Source organism: Olsenella sp. An285, from assembly GCF_002159625.1.
GTDB classification, from domain to species: Bacteria; Actinomycetota; Coriobacteriia; order Coriobacteriales; family Atopobiaceae; genus Thermophilibacter; species Thermophilibacter avicola.
In genome coordinates this window covers 51,519-76,899 of record NZ_NFIZ01000003.1, presented here as the reverse complement: position 1 = coordinate 76,899, position 25,381 = coordinate 51,519, and the positions used below count along the sequence as shown (strand labels likewise).

The 25,381-nt window shown below is 69.4% G+C and carries 20 protein-coding genes; 7 read left to right on the top strand and 13 right to left on the bottom strand.

What is annotated here, in order from left to right:
- The first annotated feature begins 1 nt into the window (after position 1).
- Both B5F79_RS02960 and B5F79_RS02955 read left to right on the top strand, forming a co-directional pair.
- A complete protein-coding gene (locus tag B5F79_RS02960; protein ID WP_087217419.1) occupies positions 2 to 1,267 on the top strand; it encodes an NAD(P)/FAD-dependent oxidoreductase in 1,266 nt (421 codons plus the stop codon).
- Positions 1,268 to 1,364: 97 nt separating this feature from the next.
- A complete protein-coding gene (locus B5F79_RS02955; protein ID WP_087217418.1) occupies positions 1,365 to 3,029 on the top strand; it encodes an NAD(P)/FAD-dependent oxidoreductase in 1,665 nt (554 codons plus the stop codon).
- 47 nt (positions 3,030 to 3,076) lie between these two features.
- Here the strand turns inward: B5F79_RS02955 and B5F79_RS02950 are convergent, their stop codons facing one another.
- The 3 genes from B5F79_RS02950 to uvrB all read right to left on the bottom strand — a co-directional run bounded on the left by B5F79_RS02950 (position 3,077) and on the right by uvrB (position 6,863).
- Positions 3,077 to 3,358: a PTS galactitol transporter subunit IIB gene (locus B5F79_RS02950; protein WP_087217417.1), complete on the bottom strand. Its 282-nt coding sequence runs from the start codon at positions 3,356 to 3,358 to the stop codon at positions 3,077 to 3,079.
- A gap of 1 nt (position 3,359) precedes the next feature.
- Positions 3,360 to 4,556, bottom strand: a complete 1,197-nt coding sequence (locus B5F79_RS02945) for an Mbeg1-like protein (RefSeq protein ID WP_087217416.1) — start codon at positions 4,554 to 4,556, stop codon at positions 3,360 to 3,362.
- A gap of 81 nt (positions 4,557 to 4,637) precedes the next feature.
- Entirely contained in the window at positions 4,638 to 6,863 is a 2,226-nt protein-coding gene (gene uvrB / locus B5F79_RS02940) for an excinuclease ABC subunit UvrB (RefSeq protein WP_087217415.1), read from the bottom strand.
- A gap of 138 nt (positions 6,864 to 7,001) precedes the next feature.
- Here uvrB and B5F79_RS02935 point away from each other — a divergent pair, with 138 nt between their 5' ends.
- A complete protein-coding gene (locus B5F79_RS02935; RefSeq protein ID WP_143786223.1) occupies positions 7,002 to 9,350 on the top strand; it encodes a tetratricopeptide repeat protein in 2,349 nt (782 codons plus the stop codon).
- Here B5F79_RS02935 and B5F79_RS02930 read toward each other — a convergent pair.
- The 8 genes from B5F79_RS02930 to rpsA form a co-directional block, all read right to left on the bottom strand.
- Entirely contained in the window at positions 9,337 to 9,840 is a 504-nt protein-coding gene (locus B5F79_RS02930; RefSeq protein ID WP_143786222.1) for a lytic transglycosylase domain-containing protein, read from the bottom strand. The two genes, B5F79_RS02935 and B5F79_RS02930, sit on opposite strands and share 14 nt — an antisense overlap.
- A 304-nt stretch (positions 9,841 to 10,144) precedes the next feature.
- Positions 10,145 to 10,819 (bottom strand): dephospho-CoA kinase, encoded by a 675-nt coding sequence (gene coaE / locus B5F79_RS02925; RefSeq protein WP_087217412.1) that lies wholly within the window; start codon positions 10,817 to 10,819, stop codon positions 10,145 to 10,147.
- Positions 10,820 to 10,852: 33 nt separating this feature from the next.
- On the bottom strand, positions 10,853 to 11,476 hold the full coding sequence (locus B5F79_RS02920) for an ATP-binding cassette domain-containing protein (RefSeq protein ID WP_087217411.1): 624 nt from the start codon (positions 11,474 to 11,476) through the stop codon (positions 10,853 to 10,855).
- Positions 11,473 to 12,264: an ABC transporter permease gene (locus tag B5F79_RS02915; protein ID WP_206390993.1), complete on the bottom strand. Its 792-nt coding sequence runs from the start codon at positions 12,262 to 12,264 to the stop codon at positions 11,473 to 11,475. The genes B5F79_RS02920 and B5F79_RS02915 overlap by 4 nt, the downstream gene beginning before the upstream one ends.
- A 10-nt stretch (positions 12,265 to 12,274) precedes the next feature.
- Positions 12,275 to 13,315: an ABC transporter substrate-binding protein gene (locus B5F79_RS02910; protein WP_087217410.1), complete on the bottom strand. Its 1,041-nt coding sequence runs from the start codon at positions 13,313 to 13,315 to the stop codon at positions 12,275 to 12,277.
- Between the two features lie 103 nt (positions 13,316 to 13,418).
- Positions 13,419 to 13,829 (bottom strand): zinc ribbon domain-containing protein, encoded by a 411-nt coding sequence (locus B5F79_RS02905; protein WP_087217409.1) that lies wholly within the window; start codon positions 13,827 to 13,829, stop codon positions 13,419 to 13,421.
- A gap of 103 nt (positions 13,830 to 13,932) precedes the next feature.
- Positions 13,933 to 14,988 (bottom strand): M20/M25/M40 family metallo-hydrolase, encoded by a 1,056-nt coding sequence (locus tag B5F79_RS02900; RefSeq protein ID WP_087217408.1) that lies wholly within the window; start codon positions 14,986 to 14,988, stop codon positions 13,933 to 13,935.
- Between the two features lie 102 nt (positions 14,989 to 15,090).
- A complete protein-coding gene (gene rpsA / locus B5F79_RS02895; RefSeq protein WP_087217407.1) occupies positions 15,091 to 16,290 on the bottom strand; it encodes a 30S ribosomal protein S1 in 1,200 nt (399 codons plus the stop codon).
- 250 nt (positions 16,291 to 16,540) lie between these two features.
- On the opposite strand from rpsA, the gene B5F79_RS02890 reads away from it, so the two are divergent.
- Positions 16,541 to 17,278: an HAD family hydrolase gene (locus tag B5F79_RS02890; protein WP_087217406.1), complete on the top strand. Its 738-nt coding sequence runs from the start codon at positions 16,541 to 16,543 to the stop codon at positions 17,276 to 17,278.
- A gap of 405 nt (positions 17,279 to 17,683) precedes the next feature.
- Here the strand turns inward: B5F79_RS02890 and B5F79_RS02885 are convergent, their stop codons facing one another.
- On the bottom strand, positions 17,684 to 19,774 hold the full coding sequence (locus B5F79_RS02885; protein WP_087217405.1) for a glutamine synthetase III family protein: 2,091 nt from the start codon (positions 19,772 to 19,774) through the stop codon (positions 17,684 to 17,686).
- Positions 19,775 to 20,123: 349 nt separating this feature from the next.
- On the opposite strand from B5F79_RS02885, the gene polA reads away from it, so the two are divergent.
- Positions 20,124 to 22,808, top strand: a complete 2,685-nt coding sequence (gene polA, locus B5F79_RS02880) for a DNA polymerase I (RefSeq protein WP_087217404.1) — start codon at positions 20,124 to 20,126, stop codon at positions 22,806 to 22,808.
- Between the two features lie 71 nt (positions 22,809 to 22,879).
- Positions 22,880 to 23,356 carry a ribonuclease HI gene (gene rnhA / locus B5F79_RS02875; protein ID WP_087217403.1) on the top strand — a complete coding sequence of 159 codons (477 nt, stop codon included), beginning with the start codon at positions 22,880 to 22,882 and terminating at the stop codon, positions 23,354 to 23,356.
- Between the two features lie 425 nt (positions 23,357 to 23,781).
- On the opposite strand, the gene B5F79_RS02870 is transcribed toward rnhA, so the two are convergent.
- Entirely contained in the window at positions 23,782 to 24,294 is a 513-nt protein-coding gene (locus tag B5F79_RS02870) for a pyridoxamine 5'-phosphate oxidase family protein (protein ID WP_087217402.1), read from the bottom strand.
- A gap of 96 nt (positions 24,295 to 24,390) precedes the next feature.
- Here B5F79_RS02870 and B5F79_RS02865 point away from each other — a divergent pair, with 96 nt between their 5' ends.
- Positions 24,391 to 25,323, top strand: coding sequence for a zinc dependent phospholipase C family protein (locus B5F79_RS02865; protein ID WP_087217401.1), 933 nt, complete (start codon positions 24,391 to 24,393; stop codon positions 25,321 to 25,323).
- Positions 25,324 to 25,381 lie beyond the last annotated feature (58 nt).

The window sequence follows — 25,381 nt, the reverse complement described above, 5'->3', positions numbered from 1 at the left end:
CTTGGCGCGCGGGCCGAGAAGAACCTCGAGGTCCAGGGCGCGCGAGGAGGCGCTCGCGGCCGCGGCGGGCGTGAGCGTGCCCGCCCGGTGCGACGTCTGCGTGATCGGCGGCGGTGCGTCCGGCCTCGTTGCGGCGACGGTCGCGGCGGAGGCCGGGGCGGCCGTCACGGTGCTCGAGCGCGCCGTCGAGTGCGGGCGCACCATCCTGGCAACGGGCAACGGCCGCTGCAACCTCATGAACGCCGCGCTGCGCGGGCCGGCGCCCGCATGGGAGCGCTACAACGAGCCCGAGTTCGTGGCCGCCGTCTGCGGACCGGGCTTTGGCGACGACGCGCTCGCCTTTCTCGAGGGCTGCGGCCTCGCCTGGGCCGAGGAGGGGGGCGGCCGCCTCTACCCGCTCTCCCGCCAGGCGTCCTCCGTGCGCGAGGTGCTGCTGGCGCGGGCGCGCCGGGCGGGCGTGGTGCTGGCGCCGGCGCGCGAGGTCACGGGCGTGGCGACGGGCGCGGACGGCTGGCACGTGGCATACGAGGGCACGGGTGCCGAGGCGGGCCCGGCGGCGGGCACGCTCGTCGCGCGGTCCGTGGTGCTCGCCGCGGGCGGCGGCGAGGGGCTCACGCGCTCGCTCGGCCTCGCGTGCGCGCCGTACGAGCCCGTGCTCTGCTCGCTCGCCTGCGCACCGGCGGAGGGCCGCCTCGACCTGGGCGCGCTCGACGGGCGCCGCGCGCACGTGGTCGCGCGCCTGCTGCGGGACGGCGCGGAGCTCGCGCGCGAGGCCGGCGAGGTGCTCTTCCGGCCGTACGGGCTCTCCGGCATCGTGGTCTTTGACCTCTCGCGCCTGGCACGCCCCGGGGACGTGGTGGCGCTCGACCTCACGTGCGGGATGGACCGCGACCTCGCCCGGCGCCTCGTTGCCTCGGCCGGCGGGAGCGCGGCGGGCGTGCTCGACCCGCGCCTCGCGGGGGCGCTCGGCGGCGCGAATTGCGCGGACGCGCTTGAGAGGGCTTTTGACCTGCGCTTTGTTGTGTCCGGCCCCGCCGAGCCGGAGCGTGCGCAGGTCGCGCGCGGGGGTCTTCTCGTGAGCCAGTTCGATCCCGCCACGCTTGCCGCGCGCGAGGTTGCGGGCCTCTTTGCCTGCGGCGAGGCGCTCGACGTGGACGCCGCGTGCGGGGGCTTCAACCTCGCCTGGGCGTGGAGGAGCGGCCTCGTTGCCGGGCGTGCCGCCGCGTGCACGGCGAGCGCCGGCACGCACCGCGCGAGCGCCGAATAAGAGCAGCTGCCACAATTTGTCCCAGATTCGACCGCGATTTGGGCAGATACTCTTTCTCGACGAGCGCCGCTCGGCGCGCAGATCTGAAAGGACTCCCATGCTCGAGGTCTCCGGGATTCGCATACCCCTCTCCGCCCTTGACGGCTCCGACGCGCGCGAGCTCGCCGCGTGCCGCCGCGCGCTCGCGCGAAAGCTGCGCGTGGGCGAGAAGGACCTCGCGGCCGTCACGCGGCGGCGGCGCTCCATCGACGCGCGCCGTCGCGGGGACGTGCAGCTCACGTTCACGCTGCGCGCCGAGCTCACCGGCGGGGCCGCGGCGGAGCGCGCCCTTCTCGCCCGCCTTGCCAAGAGAAGGGCCGAGAAGAACGTGCGCGTCGTGGACGAGCGGACCTATGGCTTCCCGGCGCGCGTCGCGCGGCGGGACGCGGCGCGACCGGTGGTCGTGGGCGCCGGGTGCGCCGGGCTCTTCTGCGCGCTCTCGCTCGCGCGCGCCGGGCTCGAGCCGCTGCTCGTGGAGCGCGGGGACGACGCCGCCCGCCGTGGCGAGGCCGTGGCCAGGCACAACGAGACCGGCGAGCTCGACCCCGAGAGCAACATCCAGTTTGGCGTGGGCGGCGCGGGAACCTTCTCGGACGGCAAGCTGCAGACCGGGACCAAGAGCCCGGCGCACCGCCTCATCCTCGAGACCTTCGTGGCCGCGGGCGCCCAGCGCGAGATCCTCTGGGACGCCAAGCCCCACGTGGGAAGCGACGTCCTGCCGCGCGTGGTGACCGACATCGTCCGCCAGATCGAGGAGGCGGGCGGCGAGGTGCGCTGCCGCTGCCGCATGACGGACGTCGACGTCACCGGCGGCGAGGTGCGCGGCGTGACCCTTTCGACCACCCGAGACGACGGCACCGTCGTGGAGGAGCGGGTTTCCGCGGACTGCCTGGTCCTCTGCTGCGGGCACTCCGCGCGTGACGTCTTTGAGCTGCTGCGCGAGCGCGGCGTGCCCATGGAGCGCAAGACCTTTGCCATGGGCGTGCGCATCGAGCACCTCCAGGCGAGCGTCGACCGCGCGCTCTACGGGGAGGCCGCCGGGCACCCCGCCCTCGGCGCGGCGCCGTACAGCCTCTCCTGCCACCTTCCCTCGGGGAGGAGCGCCTTCTCGTTCTGCATGTGCCCCGGCGGCTACGTGGTCTCCGCCGCGAGCGAGCCGGGCGGCGTCTGCACCAACGGCATGAGCCTCTCGGACCGCGCGGGCGCGAACGCCAACTCCGGGCTCCTTGCCAACGTCTTTCCCGAGGACCTGCCGGGCGACGACGTGCTCGCCGGCGTTGAGCTGCAGCGCGCCTGCGAGCGCGCGGCCTTTGCCGCGGGCGGGGGCGCGTACGTGGCGCCCACCCAGCTCGTGGGCGACTTCCTGGCGGGCGTGCCCTCGAGCGCGGGCGGGGACGTCGTGCCCACCTACCCACGCGGCGTTGCGTGGGGGAACGTGGGGCCGTGCCTGCCGGACTACGTCGCGCAGACGCTGCGCGAGGCCATCCCCGTGCTCGGCCGCAAGCTGCGCGGCTTTGACGCGACAGACGCCGTTCTCACGGGCGTGGAGACGCGCTCGAGCTCTCCCGTGCGCGTGACCCGCGGCGACGACGGCCAGAGCGTGGGCGTCCGCGGCCTCTGGCCCGTGGGCGAGGGGGCGGGCTACGCGGGCGGCATCATGAGCGCCGCCACCGACGGCATCCTCGCCGCCGAGAAGATCGTGGCGGCGTACGCGGCAAGGTAGCCCCGTGCAGAAGTGACCGGCACGTTTGCACGCTTTTGCATGATTGCTTACCCGGAGATCGCCGCGATCAGGCGGTCGAGCTCCTTGTCCTGGTTCATGCCGGTGAGGAAGGCCACGCCGCTCACGGTGGGGACGTCGTAGGCCCTCTCGGTGCTCACCACGGGAACGAACGCCGCGGCGCCCTCGAGGGCGTCCTCCACGTGCGCCACGTCAACGGCCACGACCTCGGCCTCCACGTTCTTCTCGGCGAGCATCCTGCGGAGCTTGGCGGCCACCATCTCCGACGTCGCCACGCCCGAGCCGCACGCAACCACGATCTTTGCCGCCATGTCAGACCTCCGCCGTCCCGTTGGGCTGTTTCTCGTCCATTCTACCCGGCAGGAGCTCCGCAAGGTCGGGGAACTGGGGCAGCTCGAAGCCGGGCATCTGGGGCACCTCGAAGTCGGGCATGAACGCCTGGACCAGCAGGCCCAGCGCGCGGGTGATGTGGGAGCGCTGGTCTGGCTCGAGCTCTCCCAGGCGCCGCAGCATGGCGGGCACGGAGGTCTGCCAGTTTCCGGAGAGGTTGGCGAAGGTGTCCTCCCCCGCCGCGCCGAGCACCGAGAAGAGCGTCTCCACGAAGCCCTCGCGCTCCTCGCGGCTCATGCTGGCGATCCACTCGTTGAGGCCCTTGTCGACGAAGCTCGCGCCGCGGCCGAGCTCCTCCTGGAGCACGAAGGAGTCGCCCTCCACCACCCAGGAGAAGGGGTTGTGCTGCGTGAGGCCCATCGTGGACGACTCCACGACCGCATAGTCCTCCTGGCGCTCGAAGAGCATCCCTATGACCGAGGAGCCCGGGACCGTCTTTGAGACGAGGCCCGAGCGCTCCTTCCAGAGGTCGTCCGCGAGCGCCTCCTCGGTGAATCCCGGGCCGTCGTGGGAGAAGACGCGCGCTATCCTGCGCGCCGTCCCCTCGGGGCAGCGGGCGGCCGCGCAGACCGCGAGGTTGCCACCCTTTGAGTGGCCGCCCAGGTAGATGGGGCCCTCGATGCTGGGCGCCACGCGCTCCAGGTAGCCTATCGCCGCGTACTGCGACGGCACGCCCGTCTCGAAGGCCATGTTGAAGTCCTCCTTCCAGCCCACGAGCGTGTTGTCCGTGCCGCGGAAGGAGACGTACGCGCCTCCTCCTGGGAGACGCAGCACGCACGCGGAGAACTGCTTCTCCGCGGCCTCGTCGAAGTCGTCCACGTAGTCGCTCACGCGCAGGTCGCGGAAGCGCGGGCTGGCGGCGACAAGGGCGAGCAGGCGCGCGAGGCCGTCCGGGTCCCACAGGCCATGGGTCATCGCCTCCGCCCACTCCGCGCGAAAGAGGTCGCGCACGGGCGCGCCCTCGCGCGAGCGCACGGCGTCTCCCTGGTAGTGGTAGTACGAGAGGCACGCCAGCACGAGGCTGTCCACGTCCGTGAGCGGGCGCTCGTCGAGGGTCTCGAACGAGCGGGCCAGGTACCCGAAGACGTTGTTCTCGTCTGGCGAGAAGAGCGGTGCCATGGAATCACTCCCTCATGTGGAAGGGGCCGTGCAAAGGGGACGGGCACTTTTGCGCGGCCTGTCCCCTTTGCACGTATCACGTTACTTCTTGTGGGGGCGGTAGCGGCGGCGCGTGGCGTGCGCGCTCCCCTTGCGGGCGCCCGCCTTGAGCCGGGCTATGACCTCGTCTGCGGACCCGCCCTCCACGCGCGTGCGGATGGCGACGATCTGGTCCCTGATGCGCGCCGCGGCCTCGAAGTCCATGGCCTCGGAGGCGACCGCCATCTCCTCCTCCAGCGCGTCCAGCACGTCGGCGATCTCGGCCTTGGAGAGGCCGGCGAGCTCGTCTGCGACGGAGCGGGCCGTCTCCTCGGAGGGCTGAGTCTCGGAGAGCGTCTCAAAGGCACCGTGGCTGCCCGTGCCGTGCCGGTCGCGCGTCTTGCCCTCGAGCGTCCGCTCGGCCTCGGAGATGAACGAGGAGACGTCGGTGATGGACTTCTTGACGGTCCGAGGCACGATGCCGTGCTCCTCGTTGAAGGCCTCCTGGATCTGCCGGCGGCGGTTGGTCTCCCCTATTGCCTCGCGCATGGAGTCCGTGATGGTGTCCGCGTACATGATGACCTCGCCCTGGGCGTTTCTCGCCGCGCGGCCCATGGTCTGGATGAGGGAGCGCCGGTTGCGGAGAAAGCCCTCCTTGTCCGCGTCCAGAATCGCCACGAGGGAGACCTCCGGGATGTCCAGGCCCTCGCGCAGGAGGTTGATGCCCACGAGGACGTCGATCTTGCCCACGCGCAGGTCGCGGATGATGTCCACGCGGTCGAGCGTGGCGGTGTCCGAGTGCATGTAGTTCACGCGTATGCCCTCGTCCAGAAGGTGGTCCGTGAGGTCCTCCGCCATGCGCTTGGTGAGCGTGGTCACGAGCACGCGCTCCTTCTTCGCCACGCGCTCCTTGATCTCCGCGATGAGGTCGTCTATCTGGCCGCGCACCGGGCGCACGTCTATCTTGGGGTCGAGCAGGCCCGTGGGGCGGATGATCTGCTCGACCTCCTGCTGGGTGACCGACTCCTCGTAGTCCCCGGGCGTGGCCGAGACGTAGATGAACTGCGGCACGCGCTCCTCGAACTCATCGAAGCGCAGCGGGCGGTTGTCGAGCGCGGAGGGCAGGCGGAAGCCATGGTCCGCAAGCGTGATCTTGCGCGAGCGGTCCCCCTCGTGCATGCCGCGGATCTGCGGCACCGTGACGTGGGACTCGTCGATGATGCAGAGCATGTCCTTGGGGAAGTAGTCGATGAGCGTGTAGGGCGGCTCGCCCGCCTTGCGGCCGTCCAGGTGGCGCGAGTAGTTCTCGATGCCGTTGCAGTAGCCCATGGTCTCCAGCATCTCGAGGTCGTAGCTCGTGCGCTGGGCCAGGCGCTGGGCCTCGAGGAGCATGTCGTTGGCCTTGAGCTCCGCCACGCGAGTCTCGAGCTCCTCGTTGATGGTCTCGAGCGCGTGCGTGACCTTGGGCCGCTCGGTCACGTAGTGGGACGCGGGCCAGATGGGGATGGCGTCGAACTCCCGGACGATCTCCCCGGTGACGTTGTCCACCTCGGCGATGAGCTCCACCTCGTCCCCGAAGAAGGAGATGCGCAGCGGGTTCTCCGCGTAGGGCGGGAACACGTCCACGGTGTCCCCGCGCACCCGGAACGTGCCGCGCGAGAGGTCGTAGTCGTTGCGGTCGTACTGGATGTCTATGAGGCTGCGGATGAGGTCATCGCGCTCGAGCGGCTCCTCCTTGCTCACGTTGGGCGCGAGGCCCGCGTAGTCCTGGGGGCTGCCGATGCCGTAGATGCAGGAGACCGAGGCCACCACGATGACGTCGCGCCGGGAGAGCAGGCTCGAGGTGGCCTGGTGGCGGAGCTTCTCCACCTCCTCGTTGATGGAGGCGTCCTTCTCTATGTAGGTGTCCGTCTGGGGGACGTAGGCCTCGGGCTGGTAGTAGTCGTAGTACGAGACGAAGTAGACCACCGCGTTGTTGGGGAAGAGCTCGCGCATCTCGCTCGCCACCTGCGCGGCGAGCGTCTTGTTGGGCTCCATGATGAGGGTGGGACGATTGAGCTTCTCTATGGTCTTTGCCATCGTGAAGGTCTTGCCCGAGCCCGTGACGCCCAGAAGCGTCTGGTAGCGGAGCCCCCGCTCAACGCCCTCCGCGAGCTTCTCTATGGCCTGGGGCTGATCTCCGGCGGGCTCGAACGGCGAGACCACCGTGAGGCGCTCGTCCCCGCTCGCCCTGCCAAACCGCACGAGCTCGCCACCGAAGCGCTCCGCAGGAGCCGCCGCCTCGCCCATGGGAACCTCCCCTCAGAATCTGCCGTGTGGACAGTGTACCCCACCTCTCGACACCAAACAAGTGTTCTGCTATCTTCTTCGTACGGGCCGCAGGGGACGGCCGCTGGGATAGAATTGGCTTTCTGGGGAAGGGGGCGCATGAGCAAGCGTGGGTCAGCGGATACGCCGAGAAGGACGGGCGTCGTGCGCGCGCTCCTCGTGACGCTTGCCGCCATCGTCCTCGTGATCGCCCTGCTGCTCCTGGGCGACGGCGGGCCCAACAGGCTGCGGATCGTCGGCCGCCTGGGTGGCGCCGCTGCCGCCGTGCTCGTCCTTCTCGTCTTTTTTGCCCTCTACGTTGCCGCGGAGCGACGCAGGGAGCGCACCGAGAAGGACTTCGAGGTCGCGCCCTGGATGCGCCGCCGCACGAACGCGGACGCCCAAAAGGATGCGGGCTCCCCCGCCCCCGAGCGGGCGAGAAGGGACGTCCGGGCAGACGTCGAGCGCATGCTCACCAACGCCGACGACGCCCTCCTTGCCCTGCGCGACCTCATGGAGCACGGCGGCGCGGAGGACTACGGGGCGCTCCCCGCCCTGCTCGGCCGCACCGCCGTCGCCTCGTGGGAGGGCCCGCGCCCGGTTGGCGCCAACCGCCTCAGGAGAAACGGCCGCTGGTGGCTCATGCCCCGCTCGGGCGAGCCCGCAGGCGCGGCATACGACCAGCTCGTCGCGATAGAGGCGACCCTCAACGCCTGGGACGACCTCGTGTCGCGCCGCTGGCCCGAGAAGATGACCGCCACCTGGCGCCTCGCGCAGGCATTCTCCGAGGTGTGCGACCTCAAGCCGCACGAGGGGCCGGGAAGGCAGCTCGAGCGCGCTCTTCTGGACGGCGTGGACGCCGAGGGCGAGTGGGGCTGCCGCGTGCGCCTTGCGAACGACATCGAGGACCTGCCCGCTCCCTTCCGCATCGAGGCCACGTTCAGGGCGAACCTCTCGCTCGGGCTCGTGGGCGTGAGCGCCGCGGTGCCGCGCCCGGGATGCTTCACCATGTTCGAGGAGAACAGGCGCCCCGCCTGGGCGAGGGCGTACGCCCTGAGGCTCGCGCTGCTGCTCGCGCGCAGGGCCTTCGCGGCGTCCGCCGACGTGCGGCGCGTGGCCGTGAGCTGTCACGAGCATGGGAGCTCGGCGACGGTCCTCTCGCTCGACCTCGACAAGCGGTCCCTCGAGCGCCTCACGGGCCTCGCACGCAGGGCCGAGCTCGTCGAGCGCGGCCTTCCCGAGGACCCCTCCCTGCGCTTCTCGGTCTCGCCCGAGGGGTGGCTCGACCCGGTGGAGCCCCTTCTCGACCTTGGGTGCGAGGAGCTCTCCCCCGCGGAGAGGTACCGTCCGGTAGAGCTCGACGAGACGCCCTGCGACGAGGCGCTGCGACGGGCCTGCGGCGCCAGACGAGTCCGCGACCTCGGCATCATGGAGAGGGCCGCCCGGGCGATGGCGTGGGACGACGTCTCGGGCGAGCTCGGCTCCACCACGCAGGAGGCGGTCTCGCGCCTCGTGGCGCTGCGCGAGGAGAGCTCTGACGCAACGGTTGCCGAGGCGTGCGAGCGTACGTGTCGAGCGCTCGTGGAGGGCACCGCGGACGTGACGGACACCCGCGCGCTCGCGGAGGTGTTCGTGAACGGGCACGCGCTCGCCCACGCCGCGAGGCGGGCCCGGGGCGCGCTCTCAGGCGAGCCGACGCCCGACATCCTGTCCCAGGCGCTCGACGCGCTCGAGGCCGCGCTCTCGCCCCTCGTCGAGACGGGCGCCTACCTCGACGACCGCGACCACGTCTACCGCTACTTCAACTCGATTCCCGAGCGCGTGGCGTACAACCTCGCGCACCTCGACGACGCGCGCGAGGTGTGCCTCGTGCCGGACGAGTACTACACCGCCCACTCCTATGCGGCGCGCATCCTCGGGGCGCTGGGCAGGCACGACGAGGCGCTCGCCCACGCAGAGGAGCTCGTCCGCGTGGCGCCGGTGACGCCCGACGCCCTGCTCTGCAAGGCACGGTGCCTGGAGGACCTCTCGCGCATCTTCGAGGCGGCGGACCTGCTCATGGACGGCATCATGCTCTCCTCAACGGCCCGCGACATGGCCATCTGCTTCTATCGCCTCGCCTTCATGGAGTGGAAGCTCGGGAGGAGCGACCTCTCGGTCGCCTGCTACCAGCGCGCCATCGACCTGCACGCGGACGTTGCGGAGCAGGCGGCGCACGAGCTCGAGGACCTTCTCGCCGGACAGCCGGGCCTCTCTAGGCTGGCGGATGAGGGGGTGCTCCCCGCACTCGAGGCGGGCGGCATTCCCGTGGGCGCGGTGGACGAGCTGCGCAAAAGGACGCGCGACGCCGTAGCCGCCTGCGCGGACGCCGGGCTGTTTGCCCTGGCCCGCCCGCTCACGGGCGCGCTTCTCGAGCTCTGCCGGGACGACGCTCTGGTGGGCGTCTATCGCTCGCTCAGCCGGCCGTGACGCCGAGGGGGTAGTTCCGCCGATACTCGTCGAGGGCGTTCAGCACGCGCGTGAGGTAGGTGCGCGTCTCCTCGTACTCGATGTCCTCGGGGATGGAGCCGCCATCGGAAAGCCATCCCTGCACCGCGCCGAGGCCGGCGTTGTAGGCGGCGATGACCTCCTCGCGCCTGAAGAGGTTCTTCTGGAGGTAGCCCAGGTAGGCGCAGCCGTACTCGATGTTCACGCGCGGGTCCGAGAGATCGGTGAGCGGATAGGCCTCGCCGTCGACGGCCCCCATGGAGACGAGGTCCTGCGCGGTCTCCTGCATGACCTGCATGAGGCCCACCGCGCCAACGTGCGAGACGGCGTTCTCGTCCCAATCTGACTCGCACTTGATGACGGCGCACACGAGGTCGGTGTCAACGTCGTGCCGCCGTGCCGACTCCAGGATCTCCTGCCGGTGGTGCACCGGGTAGAGAAGCCTGTTCGCCGGGGATGCGGGAGTGAGCATCTCCCAAATCAGAAACGTCGCCGCCACGGCAAGCGCCAGGGCAAGGACGACCTTCGCCCCAGAGCCCCGCCGCCTGTGCGGACGCGGGGTCGGACGACGGGGGGCGGTTCTTCTCGCCGCCTGCCGGGTCTCGCCCCGGCGGGCCTCGCTCTGCCGAGGCGCGCTCCGGGGCGCCTCGCTTCGCCGAGGCTCGCTCCGGGGCGCCTCGCCCTGCCGGGCATCGCCTCGGCGCGGCGTGCCACGTCGGGCATCTGCCCGACGGGCGTCGCCCCGCCGCGCGGCGGGGCGCTCGCGGCGTGTTGGCCTACGCCTGGTCGTCACGAGAGGCCCTCTTGGAGACCGGCCCCCAGCCCTCTGACTCCCGGCGCTTCCACCAGTCGCGAACCTCCTGCTCGAAGACGTCCAGCGTGCGGATGTTGTTGAACACGTAGCTGCTGTGGGCCTTGATGTAGGCGTCCGAGGGCTGCTGGTGGAGGCGACGGTCGAAGTCCCTGGGGTCCATGCCCCTCTGCGCGGCGCGGGCCCGGCGGGCGGGCGCCGGGCAGAAGACGCCCACGACCTCGTCTGCCATGTCAAAGGAGCCGCGCATGCGGTCGAGGAGCGGAATCTCCACCACCACGATCTTCTGCGGGGCCTCCGGGTTCTTCTCCCTCTCCGCGCGCTCCTCCTCGGCGATCTTGGCCACGCGGGCGCGCAGGAGCTCGTCGATGAGCGGAAGCTCGATCTCCTCGAGCGTGACGGTGCGCTCGGTGGTGGCAAAGGCGCGCTGGGCGAGCAGCTCGCGCTTCACGCCGCCCATGGGGTTGATGATGTCGTCGCCGAACTCGGCCTTGATCTGCGGGAGAATCCTGGAGCCGGGCGCGAGCGCCTCGCGCGAGAGCTCGTCGAGGTCGATCCTGATGGCGCCGCACTCCCCCATGACCCTCGCCACGGTGGACTTTCCGGACGCAATGCCGCCCGCCAGATAGATAACGTGCATGAGGCCTCCTTCGTGTCTGCGGCTCCTATCATCTCACATGGTGGCCCGCAGCACGCAACCCCCACGCACGGTCCACAGGACGGGGCGCTCGAAGAGGCCCCGCTCGCGCTCGTCATGGGTGACCCAGAGGACCGTCCTGCCCGTCAGGCGAGGGAGCACGTAGCCCATGACCTGCCGCACGGTCTTCTCGTCCATGCCCTTGAGGGGCTCGTCAAAGATGAGGACGTTCGCAGGCGCGAGCACGCAGCGAAGGATGGCCACGCGCCGGCGCTGGCCGCCGGAGAGCTCCCGGACGGGCCGCGCGTCAACGGGCAGCCCCACGGCATGGAGGGCCTCGCGCTCGAGCTCCAGGAAGGACGCGAGCTCGTCCCCGCGGAGGCGCCCGTGCGGCAGGCGGATGTTGGCGGTTGCCGTGAGGTTATCCAGCAGGCGGTCCTCCTGGAAGGTCATCGCCAGCCTGGTGCCGGCGGGACGCACGACCTCGCCCGCATCCGGCTCCTCCAGCCCGGCCAGGAGCCTCAGCACCGTGGTCTTTCCGGCGCCCGAGGGGCCCATCACCACGTGGGCGCGGCCGGCATCGAAGCGCGCGGACGCTCCGGAGAGGACGGGCAGGCCGTCGTAGCCCTTTGTGACGTCACGCAGCTCGAGGCAGCTCATGGCCGTGCCTCCCACCAGGACAGGGCGACGTCGAGCCCGCGCGAGACCAGCGCCTCGAGCGCCACCGACACCACCACGATGGCAACGGTCCACGCAAAGAGGTCCGGGGTGTCGAGGTAGACCTTCGCGTCGTAGAGGTGCTCGCCAATCGTGAGGTCCGGGAGGCCTATGACCTCGGCGGCTATGCCGGCCTTCCAGGAGAGGCCCAGGGCGAGCGAGACCGCCGCCCTGAAGTACGGCAGCACCTGGGAGAGGTAGACCATCCGCACGCGCTCGAGCGCGCCGACGCCAAAGACCTCGGCCATCTCGAGGAGGCCGGCGTCCGTCTGCTCTATCCCCTCGAGCACGTTGGTGTAGACGATGGGCATGGCCATGATCCAGGAGATGACCACGGAGAGCTCGCATGAGCTCACCCACAGGAGCACCAGGATGACGAAGGACGCCACGGGAACCGCCTTGAGGGCGCCCATGAGCGGGGCGAGAAGAACGCGCGCGGCCCGCACCCGCGCGGCGAGCGCCGCGAGGAGAAGGCCCCCCGCGAGCCCGCCCAGAAAGCCCAGGCCGATCCTGCCGAGCGAGGTCCCCACCGACGCCCAGAACTCGGGCGTGAGGGCGAGCGACCCCAGGCGCGCGAGCACCTCGAGCGGCCCCACCAGGATGATGCGCGAGTCGACCGCCCAGGAGAGCAGCTGCCACGCCACGAGCCAGAACGCCACGGCAAGAAGGCGGGCGCCCCAGGTGCCGGGGCGCCCTCCCCCGCCGATTCCGCTGTTACCGCCGCCGGTCAAACGCCGGGCCCTACGCGCCGTAGTAGAAGTCGTCGCCCGGCACGGAGCCGCCCACGGCCTCGGGGTTCTGCTCGGCCAGGACGTCGAGGTAGCCGGAGAGGCGCTCGGCCATGTCCCCGCCCGTGATGCAGACGATGTTGCACTCGGGGATGGCCTTCTCCGCCACCTGGGCCGCCACGATGTCGTAGCTGCCTACGAGCTCGGCCGCCTCCGCCACGTTGTCGTTGACGAAGTCCACCGACTCCGCGTAGTGCTCGAGGAAGGCGTCCACCGCCTCGGGGTGCTCGTCGGCGAAGGCAGCGCGCACGATGGCCACGCCCGTGACCATGGAGCTCTTCTCGTCTCCCGTCTGCACGGCGTCCCACTCCTCGGTGAGGTCGAGCGCCACGCGGATCTTTTCGTTCTGCGCCTGGGCGGTGGTCACGAAGGGCTGGGGCAGCATGGCCACGGCCTCGCCCTCGGAGGTGGCGATGGCCTGCACGCACTCCGCGTGCTCGCTCTTCCACTCGATCTGCACGTCCTCGCCCACGACCAGGCCGTTCTTCTCGAGCACGTACTGGAGGCCGTACTCGGGCGTGGAGCCCTTGCCGGAGGCGTAGATGGTCTTGCCCCTGAGGTCCGCGACGCTCTGGACGGTGTCCCCCAGCTCGCAGATGTAGAGCACGCCGAGCGTGTTGATGGCGATGGCGCGCACGCCCTTCTCGGTCTTGTTGTAGAGAACGGAGGCCAGGTTAGCGGGCACCGCGGCGATGTCCACGCCGTCCTTGGCCACGAGCGGCGTCACCTCATCCGGCGAGGCCACGATCTGGAACGAGTAGTCGTTGTCCGCGAGGTTGCCGCTGTCCACCTCGCTCATGAAGCGCACGAGACCCATGGCGGTGGGGCCCTTGAGGGCGACGGCGCGGACCTCCACGGGCGCCGCCGGCTGCTCCTCGGGCTCGTCCGCCTGGGGCTCCGCGTCCTGGGACTGAGCGGCGCCGTCGCACGCGCCAAGGGCGAGCACGGCCGCACCGGCACCCGTCACCTGCAGGAACTTCCTTCTGTCGAGCATAAGAGACCTCCCAGCGCACGTTGTTCCAACCCGAACAACGATAGCACTGGGAGGCCTCTCGCTCCCCGCCCCTTCCGCGAGCGGGCTCTGCGGCGCCACGGCGTTACGACTTCACCTCGAACTTGGTGCCGCACTTGGGGCAGGTGACGCGCAGCCTGCCCTTGCCGCGCGGCACGCGGACCTTCTGCTTGCACGAGCTGCACCTGGCGTGCTTGTACGTGCGCAGCTCGGCCATCGCCGCCCTGGGGTTCTGCACCCACGGGCGCGCGGGGCCGAGCGCCTTGAGGAAGGCCTCGTTCTCACGGGAGCGGCTGCCGAGGTTCTTGGACTGGATGCGGAACATCGAGTACACGATGAGCGCGAGGGCGATCCAGCCGAGCCAGCTCACCCGCGCGAAGAGGTTCACCACCACGACGACGATCGCGAGGTTCATTGAGAAGACCGCGAGGTCGTCGGGGCCCTGCCTTCCCCTCAGCCACTCGACCACCTTGCGCTGCCAGTCACCCGATGCCATGATCTTCCTTTCGTCCAGAGTTGACTCAGCTCTGATACCCGTTAGCCCGGTCGCGTACACCACCGTTCTTCTCGCCGCGCGCATCTCCGAGAAATCCTTGCGCCTAGCGGCCCTCGCCCATCACGTAGGCGCGGGCAAGGCGCTCGGTCTCCACGAGGGCGTCAACGTGGCAGCGCTCGCGGCCGTGCGAGTTCATGCAGGCCATGCCAAAGGCCCCGGCCGCGATGTCGTTGCCGTGGAGGGCGGCGGCGTTCGCGTCCGTCGAGTAGTGGAAGCACACCTGGGTGTTCCAGCGCCCGGGCGTGCACGCTGACTCCGCGCACGCGATGAGGGTGTTGGTGAGCTCCCAGTCGTAGGGACCCTTGGCATCCGAGCAGATCACGCCCACGGAGTGCTCGTCCGACCCCGCGTAGTCGGGCCCGATGAGCGTGATGTCGATCGCCACGTACTCGCTCGCCTCGTCGGGCACCCAGGAGCCGCCGCGACCGATCTCCTCGTAGATGGGAAAGGCGAAGAGCGTGTCGTACGCCGGCCGCTCCCCCGTCTGGGCCAGCCAGCGCAGCACGTCGAGCGCCACGGCAACGGCGGCCTTGTCGTCGATGTGGCGCGTGATCACGTAGCCGTTGTCAAAGAGCTCGAAGTGCGGGTCCATGCCCACCACGGCGCCCTCCGTCACGCCCAGCGCACGTGCGTCCTCGGGACAGCTCACGTCCGCCACGAGGGAGACCGCCATCGTGTCCTCGGTGCGCTCGCGCGTGCGCGCGTCCTCGAACACGTGCGTGGAGTGGTGGTCGCAGATCACCTGGCCGGCGACGGTGCGACCGTCGCGGCAGTGCACGAGGCAGGTCTCGCCCTCGATACTGTGGTAGTTGATGCCGCCGAGCTGCCGGACCCTCAGGGTGCCGTCGGGGTTGAAGCCGCGCACCACGAGGCCGATGGTGTCCAGGTGAGCGCCCAGGCACACGGTCTTCTCGGCACTTCTGCCCGGGACGCGCACGTAGGCGGTGGCGTTGTTGTCCACCTGCATCTCGTAGCCCATCTCAGCGAGCTCCTCGCGCAGCCACTCGTGGATCTCGGGGTAGTAGCCAACCGGGCTCTCCACCTCGACGCACGCGCGCATGGTGTCGAGCAGGTAGTCCTTGTCTATGTCGTACGCCATGGGAACCTCCTCGGATGTCTGTAAATTGGGGACTGTCCCCAATTAACAGAAGGGGCCGCCCGGAAGGACGGCCCCCTCAGCAGATCGAATGTGGGGAGGAGCTTACTCCTCGGTGGCCTTGACCTCGGTCTCGGCCTCAGCCTCGGGCTCCTCGGCCGGCTTGTCGCTCTCGGGGAGCGGCTTGACCTCGACCTCGGTGCCGAGGGTCTCGGCGGCGGCCTTCATGGAGAGGGAGATACGACGACGGTCGAGGTCGATCTCCATGACCTTCACCTGAACGTGATCGCCCACGGAGCACACCTGGGACGGCTGGTCGACGTGCTGCTTGGCCATCTCGGAGATGTGCACGAGGCCCTCCACGCCCTCGCCGAGGTCGACGAACGCGCCAAAGGTGACGAGCTTGGTGACGGTGCCCTCGACGATGGCGTCGACGGGGTACTTCTTGACGAGGGAGCGCCAGGGGTCCTCGGTGGTCTGCTTGAGACCGAGGGAGATGCGCTCGCGGTTGAGGTCGACGTCGAGCACCTGGACCTCGACCTCCTGGCCGACCTTGACGACCTCGGAGGGGTGGTTGACGTGGTTCCAGGAGAGCTCGGAGATGTGCACGAGGCCGTCGATGCCGCCGAGGTCGACGAAGGCGCCGAAGTCGACAATCGAGGAGACGGTGCCCTTGAGGCGCATGCCGACCTGGAGCTTGGAGAGAATCTCCTGGCGCTCGGCCTTGCGGGCCTCCTCGAGGACGACGCGACGGGAGAGGACGACGTTGTTGCGGTTGCGGTCCATCTCGATGACGCGGGCCTCGATGCGGGTGCCGAGGTAGGCGTTGAGGTCCTTGACGCGACGGAGGTCGACGAGGGAGGCGGGCAGGAAGCCGCGCAGGCCGATGTCGAGGATCAGGCCGCCCTTGACGACCTCGATGACCTCGCCCTCGACAGTCTCGCCGGAGTTGAACTTCTCCTCGACGGCGTTCCAGGCACGCTCGTACTCGGCGCGCTTCTTGGAGAGGACCAGACGACCCTCCTTGTCCTCCTTCTGGAGAACGAGAGCCTCGATCTCGTCACCCATGGCGACGACGTCGGCCGGGTTGACATCCTTGCGGATGGAGAGCTCGCGGGACGGGATGACGCCCTCGGACTTGTAGCCGATGTCAAGCAGGACCTCATCGCGCTCGAGCTTCACGACGGTGCCGGTAACGAGGTCGCCCTCGTCGAAGTCGGTCACGGTGCCGTCGATCAGGTTGTTCATCTCCTCGTCGGAGATGTCATCCAGCGCAAAGATGGACGAGTTCTGAATCTCACTCAAAGGTGGACCCCTTTCGAACAACGGGGCCCCGGTCGTCATGGTCGCTGCCTGCAGTGCCTAGGAATCGTGGCGTCTACGTGGAAACTTACATGCTCTCGGGGGCCGACAGATACGGTTGTGCGAGCCCTGTGCTCACACGGAGAATAGGGTAGCCTTTTTTGAGTGTGTATTTCAAGCGACAGGCTTGGGTATCTATTATTTTTTCTGGATGGCTCCGCAAAACGCGTTACGTGCACAGGAGGGAGGAACCGTGATACGCGCCGTGCTCTTCGATCTGGACGACACGCTGCTGAGGCTCAACCTCACTGCGTTCATCGCGCGCTACGTCGCCGGTGCCGCGCGGCTCCTCGGCGAGGCCGCCCGCGTGAGCCCGGCCTCCCTCGGCCTCCCCTACGTGCGGAGCTTCCTCGCGATCGACTCCCAGGACCGTCAGGACTCCCTCACCAACGAGCAGCTCTTCAACCAGACGTTCTTCTCGACCTGCGGCATCCCGCTCGACGACCCCGCAATCCACGACCTCGTGGACTACTACGAGCGTGAGATCGTGCCGGGGTTCTCCGACGGCGTCGTGGGGGCGCGCCCGGTCGAGGGGGCAAGGAGGGCGATCGACGCGGTGTGGTCCTCCGGCCTCACGTGCGCGCTCGCCACCAACCCCACCTTCTCGCTCGCCTGCGACCGGGCGCGCATGGGCTGGGCCGGCGTGGGCGCGGACGACTTCGCGCTCGTGTCCACCTACTCGAACTCCACGCGATGCAAGCCGAGCGTGCGCTACTACCAGGAGTTCGCCAACCAGCTGGGCGTGCGCCTCGACGAGTGCCTCATGGTGGGCAACGACGCCCGCCGCGACATCGTCCGCACGGACTGCGGGCTGCGCACGGCGTACGTCGGCCACGCGCGGCCGCGCGACGCCGCGTGGCGCGGGTCGATGGAGGAGTTCGCGCGCGAGCTGCCCAGAATCGTCGCGCGCCTCAACGAGGCCGACGCGTAGGCCACCGCGAACGCCCGCCGGCGGCGGCGCCTGTCCCCCTTCGCTGCCAGAAAACCCGTCCCATTGGGTATGTGCCCTCCCCTGCGTTCCGCGAGGTCGCGCCTTTGTCAGAAGGCCGTCCCGATTGGGCAAAACCCTTGATGCCCCGGAGCCCCTGGAGGGCGAGAAGAACCGTCGGGCGCCCAAATCCGCCAGAATCGCCCGGGGATTGGGCGACATCCTTGATGCCGGGTCCCCGCCGGCATCAAGGATGTCGCCCAATCGCGCCCGATTCTGGCGGGGCAACGTCACCCGCGGTGCCCCCCTGCCACGGCATGCCCCCGCCGCACAAAACCGCCCCGCCCGGGAGACCGGGACGGGGCGGCGACGTGGGATTCTTCGTGTCGGCGGGCTAGTCGGCCGGCGCTACACCCAGAACAGAAGCTCGTTGTAGGTGGGCACGGGCCAGTACTCGGCGCCGCATACCTTCTCCATTGCGTCGACGCAGGAGCGCAGGTGCTCCATGGAGGGAAGGACGTTGTCGCGGTAGGCGTTGCACTGTTCCTGCGGGTCCTCGACCGCGTGCGCCGCGGCGTTGTTGGCCTCGAGGTCGATGGCCGCCTCGTGGATGGCGGCGACGCCGTCGGTCAGCGTGCGCACGAGCTCCTTCTCCACCGGGCTCTCGATGCCAATCTCGGCCTTGGTGGCCACGGTGGAGGCCAGGTCGCCGGAGAACTCGGAGAGCGCGGGCAGGTAGAGGTTGGTGGCCATGTAGACCATGGTGTTGGCCTCGATGTTGAGGAGCTTGGCGTACTGCTCGGCCTTGGAGACGTAGCGCGCGTGGATCTCCGCCTCGTTGAGGACGTGGTACTTCTGGTAGAACGCCACGTTCTCGGGCTTGACCATGCACGGCAGCGCGTCCGGCGTGGTCTTGAGGTTGGGAAGCCCGCGGCGCTCCGCCTCCTGCTCCCACTCCTCGGAGTAGCCGTTGCCCTCGAAGAGCACGCGCTGGTGGTCGCGCAGGGTGTGGCGCACCCAGCGCAGGGCGAGGTTGGTGAACTCGTCGCCCGTCTTGCCCTCGAGCTTGGTGGCAAAGCGGTCGCACTGCTCGGCCACGGCGGTGTTGAGGACAACGTTGGGATCGGCCAGGTTCTGCTGGCTGCCGCACATGCGGAACTCGAACTTGTTGCCCGTGAAGGCGAAGGGCGAGGTGCGGTTGCGGTCCGTAGAGTCGCGCAGGAGGTCAGGCAGCGCGGGGACGCCCAGGTCCATGCGCTCGGCCTCGTGGACCTCGGGCTCCTCCTTGTTGATGAGGGCCTCGACGATCTCATGGAGCTGGTCGCCCAGGAAGACCGAGATGATCGCGGGCGGCGCCTCGTTGGCGCCGAGGCGGTGGTCGTTGCCCGCGGATGCCACGGAGGCGCGCAGCAGGTCGGCGTGCTCGTCGACGGCGGCGACGAGCGCGGCGAGGAACACGAGGAACTGCAGGTTCTCGGAGGGAACCGCGCCAGGCTCCAGCAGGTTCTTGCCGTCGGCGCAGATGGACCAGTTGTTGTGCTTGCCGGAGCCGTTCACGTACTCGAAGGGCTTCTCGTGCTCGAGGCAGGCCAGGCCGTGGTGGGTGGCCATGAGCTTGAGCTTCTCCATCGTGAGGAGGTTGTCGTCGATGGCGAGCGAGCCCTGCTCGAAGATCGGCGCGAGCTCGTGCTGGGCGGGCGCGACCTCGTTGTGCTTGGTCTTGACGGGGATGCCGAGCTTCCAGAGCTCGTCATCGACCTCCTTCATGAAGTCGTTGACCGTGGGGCGGATGGCGCCGAAGTAGTGCTCCTCGAGCTCCTGGCCCTTGACCGGCTCGCAGCCAAAGAGCGTGCGACCGCAGTAGATGAGGTCGGGGCGCTTCTCGTAGTCCTCCTCGCGCACGAGGAAGTACTCCTGCTCGGGGCCGATGGTGGTGAAGACGCGCTTGGGCTCGCGGCCAAAGAGGGCGAGCACGCGCTTGGCCTGCGTCTCGAGCGCCACCTGCGAGCGCAGCAGCGGCGTCTTCTTGTCGAGCGCCTCGCCGGTGTAAGAGACGAAGGCGGTGGGGATGCAGAGGACCTCGTCCTTGATGAAGGCCGGGCTCGTGGGATCCCAGGCGGTGTAGCCGCGCGCCTCGAAGGTGGCGCGCAGGCCGCCACTCGGGAAGCTCGAGGCGTCCGGCTCGCCCTGGACGAGCTCCTTGCCCGAGAAGGACATGAGGATCGTACCGTCGTCGATGGGCGTGAGGAAGCTGTCGTGCTTCTCGGACGTGATGCCCGTGAGCGGCTGGAACCAGTGCGCGAAGTGCGTGGCGCCCTTCTCGAGCGCCCACTCCTTCATCGCGTGCGCGACCTCGTTGGCGATGTCGAGGTCGAGCGGCGCTCCGTCGTCGATGACCTGGCGAAGCTCCTTGTACGTAGGCTTGGGGAGCCGCTCCTGCATCACCGCGTCCGTGAAGAGCAGGCTGCCGTACTCCTGTGAGACCCTGTCCTTGCCCATGTGCGCCCCTTCTCTTGGCGTTGTGGCTTACGGCGGATTACTTTACGGGGCCATTATTTCACGACCGTTGCCCTCGCGTGAAGCTCGCGGGGCGTTTGCGTTGCGGGCGTGGAGCCGTCCTGTGACAGGGCGGACGCACCGTTTCATACGTGTAAACGTCACAGGTAGTAGATGTCTTGAGAAAGAAGTTTACCTCCCGGCTCATGTCCATCAAGAGATGCTGAGAAAAGAACCTCTGCCTGCAACGTTTGACACGCCGGGCGAGAAGAACCTCGCGTCGTGGACGGCGCCGCACCGAGCGGGTTCTTCTCGCCTACAATGAGACGACACCAGAGACGAGAGGACCCCCATGGTCGACACTGCCGCCCGCACCATCGCCGTCATCGACGGAAACTCCCTCATGCACCGCGCGTTCCACGCCATCCGCCAGCCCATGAACGCGCCGGACGGTCGCTCAACCAACGCGCTCTTCGGGTTCTTCAACATGTTCATCAAGATGGTGGACACGTTCCGCCCGGACGGCGTGATCTGCGCCTTCGACAAGGGCAAGCCGCGCGTGCGCATGGAGATGCTCCCGCAGTACAAGGCCCAGCGCCCGCCCATGGACCCGGCGCTCCACGAGCAGTTCCCCATGGTGAAGGAGCTCCTCGGCGCGCTGGACGTGCCCGTGGCCGAGCTCGAGGGCTGGGAGGGCGACGACATCCTGGGGACGCTCGCCCGGCGCGGCGAGGCGGCCGGCTACACCATGCTCCTCTTCACCGGCGACCGCGACATGTACCAGCTCACCACCGAGCACGTGAAGATCGTCTCCACCAAGAAGGGCGTCACGGACGTCACGATCATGGACCCCACCACCGTGGAGGACCTCTACCACGGCATCACGCCCGAGCTCGTGCCGGACTTCTACGGCCTCAAGGGCGACACCTCGGACAACATCCCCGGCGTGCCGGGCATCGGCCCCAAGAAGGCCGCGGCGCTCATCGTGCAGTACGGCAGCCTCGACGAGGTCATCGCCCATGCGGACGAGGTCAAGGGCAAGATGGGCGAGAACCTGCGCGCGCACATCGACGACGCCCTGGTCTCCCGCAGGGTGGCCACCATCCGCACCGACGCGCCGATCGAGCTCGACCTCTCCGACGCGCGCTTCCCCACCTTCGACCCCGCCGAGGTGGCGCGCGCCTTCTCCGCGCTGGGCTTCACGGGCATGACCTCGCGCCTCGTGCGCCTGGCAGGAGAGGACGCGGTGGCGGCCGCCCGGGCCGCGATGCCCGAGGAGGCGGCTCCGGCGACGGCCGTCGAGCTTCCCGCCCCCGTCACGGGGGACGAGGCCGCCGCAGCCCTCGAGGATGCCGTCGCGCGGGGCGCCTGGGTGGGCGTCGCGATGGACGACGACCGCGCCGAGGGCGCGCTCTTTGGCCTCTCCCACGTGCTGTGGGCCTCCACCGGCGAGAAGATCTGCCGCATCGAGGGCGACGCCGCGGACGACGCGCTCGCGCGGCTCTTCCGCGAGGGCCGCCTGGCCGCCGGCGACGTCAAGGCGCTCCTGCACGTGCTCTCGCCCGCGGACTCCTCCGTGCCCGAGGCGCTCTCCCCGCGCGAGGTGGACCCGGCGCGCGTCTTCGACGTGGGCGTTGCCGCCTACCTGCTCGACTCCGAGCGCGGCGGCTTCGCCGTGCCCGAGCTCGCCGAGGCCTACCTCGCCGACGCGCTTCCCGAGCCCACCGAGGAGCTGCCCGCCGCGGCGCTCGACGCCGTCTGCTCGGCGCGCCTCGTGCCCGTGCTGCGCGAGCGCCTCGAGAAGGACGGCTCCGCCGGGCTCTTCGACGACATGGAGATGCCGCTCCTGCCCGTGCTGGCGGAGATGGAGCGCCTGGGCCTGGGCGTCGACACGGGGGTCCTTGCCGCCCAGTCCGCCGAGCTCGGCACCGAGATCGACGCCATGGTGGAGAAGATCCACGCCGAGGCCGGCGAGGACTTCAACATCGACTCCCCGCAGCAGCTCTCCCACGTGCTCTTTGACGTGCTGGGCCTGCCCACCTACGGCCTCAAGCGCACCAAGCGCGGCTTCTACTCCACCAACGCCAAGGTCCTGGGCGACCTCGCGGCGCACCACGCCATCGTGGCGGAGGTCCTCGAGTACCGCGAGCGCGCCAAGATCAAGTCCACCTACCTCGACGCCCTCCCCGCCCTCGTGGCCGGCGACGGGCGCATCCACACCACGCTCAACCAGACGGTGACGGCCACCGGGCGCCTCTCGAGCTCGGACCCCAACCTCCAGAACATCCCCACCCGCTCCGAGCTGGGGCACCGCGTGCGCCAGGCCTTCACCGTGCCCGAGGGCAGCGTGTTTCTCGCCTGCGACTACTCGCAGATCGAGCTGCGCCTGCTCGCCCACCTCTCCGGGGACGAGCACCTCATCGCCGCCTTCTGCGAGGGCGCCGACTTCCACGCCGCCACGGCGGCGCGCGTATTTGGCGTGCCCGTGGAGGAGGTCACGCCACAGCTTCGCAGCCGCGCCAAGGCCGTGAACTTTGGCATCGTCTACGGCCAGCAGGCCTTTGGCCTGGCCACCTCCCTCAAGATTCCCCGTGCCGAGGCCCAGGAGATGATCGACCGCTACTTCGAGGCCTACCCCGGCGTACGAGCGTTTCTGGACGACGCCGTCCGCCGCGCCCACGAGCTGGGCTACGCCGAGACCCTCTTTGGCCGCAAGCGTCACATTCGCGAGTTCAAGCAGAAGAACCGCCAGCTCGTGGCCTTTGGCGAGCGCACGGCCATGAACCACCCCATGCAGGGCACCGCGGCGGACATCATCAAGATCGCCATGGTGCGCGTGGCCGAGCGCCTGCACGAGGAAGACCTCGCCGCCAAGCTCGTGCTGCAGATTCACGACGAGCTGGACCTCGAGGTCCCCGAGGCCGAGCTCGAGGCCGTGAGCGCGCTCGTGCGCGAGACCATGGAGGGCGTGGTCACGCTGCGCGTGCCGCTCCTTGCCGAGGTCTCCTACGGCAGCAACTGGGCGGAGGCCAAGTAGTGACGAGCTGGGAGGAATTCGCGCGGGAGCACGACGACTCTGTTAATTGGGGACAGTCCCCAATTTACAGAATGCAGGTTGAGGCGTGGTCGGACGGCTCGTCCCGCGGCAACCCCGGTCCGGGTGGCTACGGCGCGGTCCTGCGCTACGTGGGGCCGGACGGCCGCGCGCACGAGCGCGAGCTCTCCGCCGGCTACCGGCGCACCACCAACAACCGCATGGAGCTCATGGGCGCCATCGCCGCTCTCGAGGCGCTGCGCCGCCCCTGCGCCGTCACCATGACGACGGACTCCCAGTACGTGGTGAACGCCTTCAACAAGGGGTGGATTCCGGGCTGGCAGCGGCGCGGGTGGAAGACCGCGAGCAAGCAGCCCGTGAAGAACGTGGACCTCTGGCAGCGGCTCATTGCCGCCGCGGCACCGCACGACGTGACGTGGGTCTGGGTGAAGGGCCACGCGGGCCACCCGCAGAACGAGCGCTGCGACGAGCTCGCCACCGCCGCGGCGGACGGCTCCGCGCTTCTGGAGGACGCCGGCTTCGAGGGGTAGCCGCGGGCGCGCGTCCTTCTCGGCCTGACGGTTCTTCTCGATGGTTCTTCCCGACCCGACGGCGCGCCGCGGGGACCCGCGCACGGCATCCCGTCGGGCGGATCCGCGATAATCCCGGGCGATTGGGCACAAGGCTTGATGCAACCGATGCCCTCCGGGCACAGACGGATGCTATTTGGCAGCCTTCCCTGCCCCCTACGCCAGTTTCTCTAGGCGATTGGGCAACATAGTTGATAATGTCAAAATAATATATAAAGCCTTATGCCCAATCGTTCCCGGTTTGTGACAAAGCGCGCCAGTTCGAGAGCGCGCGGGCGCCAGGTTACCCAATCGCGGGTCGATATTGACACCCCAGCCCAATGAGAGCGCCACCCGAGCACGCCCCTCCCATGCAAGAACCCAAGGTCTCGTTCCTGGAGCGGGGCTCAGCGCGCCGGCGGCACCCAGCGGAGCGCGTCGGGGCGATCGTTGTTGCGGCGCTTGCCGGTCATCGACTCCACGCGCAGGCGCAGCACCGTGGTCGCGGGCAGCAGCTTGAGGGAGAAGTCGAAGTCCTCGGCGTGGTAGTGGCGCATGAGGACGCGCAGGCCGTGGAGCCTCTCCTCCTCGTCCGACACCACCTCGATCGTGCCGCGCCCGATGACGCTGCGATAGCCCATCGTGCAGTCCATGCGCTCGCTGTAGAAGATGAGCTCGTGGTCGCAGTCCATCTCGAAGGTCGCACGCGGGTCGCGGGCGATGAGGTCGAGCTTCTGCCCGCGGCGGGCGCTGTGGAAGTAGAGCGTCACGTCGTCGCCGGAGACCTCCTCGCCAAAGTTGAGCGGCACCACGTAGGGATAGCCGTCCATCCCGTTGAGGCACACGCGGCAGACGTCGCACGCGCCCATGATGGCGAGCTGCGCGGCGCGGTCGGTTATCTCGCGGTCCTTGCGAATCACGGGTCCTCCTCAAAACGTTGCTCAACGTCCTTCCGGAGTCACTTTACTCCCCCGCGTGCGTGCTAACCTAGTCACGTTGCCGAGAAAGGAGCGCGCATGCCCGCTATCATCACGCACCACGTCTTTGGCGAGGTCGTCGCTCAGTCCCTGCCCGCGGACGTCGTCTCGGGCGAGGAGGAGCTGCTCGCCTTCCTGCTGGGCAACCAGGGCCCCGACCCGCTCTTCGCGCGCTTCTCCACGCTGCCCTCGCTCGCGGCGCGCACCCACTCGCTTGCCGCCACGATCCAGAGCGGTCGGGTCACGCGCGCGTTCATGACGCTGCGGGACGGCGTGAGCCACCTGCCCCCGGCCGACGAGCGCGTCGGCCGCGCCTTCGTGCTGGGCCTGCTCGGTCACTACGTGCTCGACCGCGCCGTCCACCCCTTCGTGGTCTCCCAGCAGCGCGCGCTCTGCGCGGCGGACCCCAGCCTGGAGGGAGCCTCCGGCGAGGTGCACGCGCTCATTGAGTCCGACATCGACTCCTGGATCTTGTGGGAGCGCTGCAGCGCCACCGTGGAGGAGCGGCCCGCCGCGGACAACCTCATGCGCACGGAGCGCATCGAGCACGTGGGCGGCGCGCTCTTCTCGCAGATGGCGCTCGCCGTCTTTGGCGTGCCCGTGAGCGCGCGCGAGTACGTTTCCAGCGTGCGCGACTACGAGCGCCTCTACCGCCTCATAGACCCTGCCCGCTCCGCGCTCTCGCGCGCCGCCGGCACCGTGGAGCGCATGGCCCGCGGCGTCTCGCGCGCGGAGGCCATGGCCCACTACGTGCGACGCAGCAACGAGTGCCCCGCCGCCAACCTCGAGTGCCGCCCCTGGGAGGACCCCTTCACCGGGGAGGTGCGCCACGAGAGCGTGGCCGACCTCTTTGACGAGGCGCGCCTCGCCTATCCCGCGCTCGCCGAGGCGCTCGTCCGCAGGCGCGAGGCCGAGCTGCGCCGTCTGGTGGGCGGGCTCAACTATGCCGGTCGTCCCGGGACGGACGACTAACCTCATCTGGCGAGAAGAACGGGCGCGCCGTCCAGCCGTCCGGTCCTGGGCGCGGGCG

Excerpts from the sequence above, each read along its gene's own strand:
- B5F79_RS02955 (WP_087217418.1), top strand. The coding sequence starts at position 1,365 with ATGCTCGAGGTCTCCGGGATTCGCATACCCCTCTCCGCCCTTGACGGC.
- B5F79_RS02950 (WP_087217417.1), bottom strand. The coding sequence starts at position 3,358 with ATGGCGGCAAAGATCGTGGTTGCGTGCGGCTCGGGCGTGGCGACGTCG.
- B5F79_RS02945 (WP_087217416.1), bottom strand. The coding sequence starts at position 4,556 with ATGGCACCGCTCTTCTCGCCAGACGAGAACAACGTCTTCGGGTACCTG.
- uvrB (WP_087217415.1), bottom strand. The coding sequence starts at position 6,863 with ATGGGCGAGGCGGCGGCTCCTGCGGAGCGCTTCGGTGGCGAGCTCGTG.
- B5F79_RS02935 (WP_143786223.1), top strand. The coding sequence starts at position 7,002 with ATGAGCAAGCGTGGGTCAGCGGATACGCCGAGAAGGACGGGCGTCGTG.
- B5F79_RS02930 (WP_143786222.1), bottom strand. The coding sequence starts at position 9,840 with ATGCTCACTCCCGCATCCCCGGCGAACAGGCTTCTCTACCCGGTGCAC.
- coaE (WP_087217412.1), bottom strand. The coding sequence starts at position 10,819 with ATGCACGTTATCTATCTGGCGGGCGGCATTGCGTCCGGAAAGTCCACC.
- B5F79_RS02920 (WP_087217411.1), bottom strand. The coding sequence starts at position 11,476 with ATGAGCTGCCTCGAGCTGCGTGACGTCACAAAGGGCTACGACGGCCTG.
- B5F79_RS02910 (WP_087217410.1), bottom strand. The coding sequence starts at position 13,315 with ATGCTCGACAGAAGGAAGTTCCTGCAGGTGACGGGTGCCGGTGCGGCC.
- B5F79_RS02905 (WP_087217409.1), bottom strand. The coding sequence starts at position 13,829 with ATGGCATCGGGTGACTGGCAGCGCAAGGTGGTCGAGTGGCTGAGGGGA.
- B5F79_RS02900 (WP_087217408.1), bottom strand. The coding sequence starts at position 14,988 with ATGGCGTACGACATAGACAAGGACTACCTGCTCGACACCATGCGCGCG.
- B5F79_RS02885 (WP_087217405.1), bottom strand. The coding sequence starts at position 19,774 with ATGGGCAAGGACAGGGTCTCACAGGAGTACGGCAGCCTGCTCTTCACG.
- polA (WP_087217404.1), top strand. The coding sequence starts at position 20,124 with ATGGTCGACACTGCCGCCCGCACCATCGCCGTCATCGACGGAAACTCC.
- rnhA (WP_087217403.1), top strand. The coding sequence starts at position 22,880 with ATGCAGGTTGAGGCGTGGTCGGACGGCTCGTCCCGCGGCAACCCCGGT.
- B5F79_RS02865 (WP_087217401.1), top strand. The coding sequence starts at position 24,391 with ATGCCCGCTATCATCACGCACCACGTCTTTGGCGAGGTCGTCGCTCAG.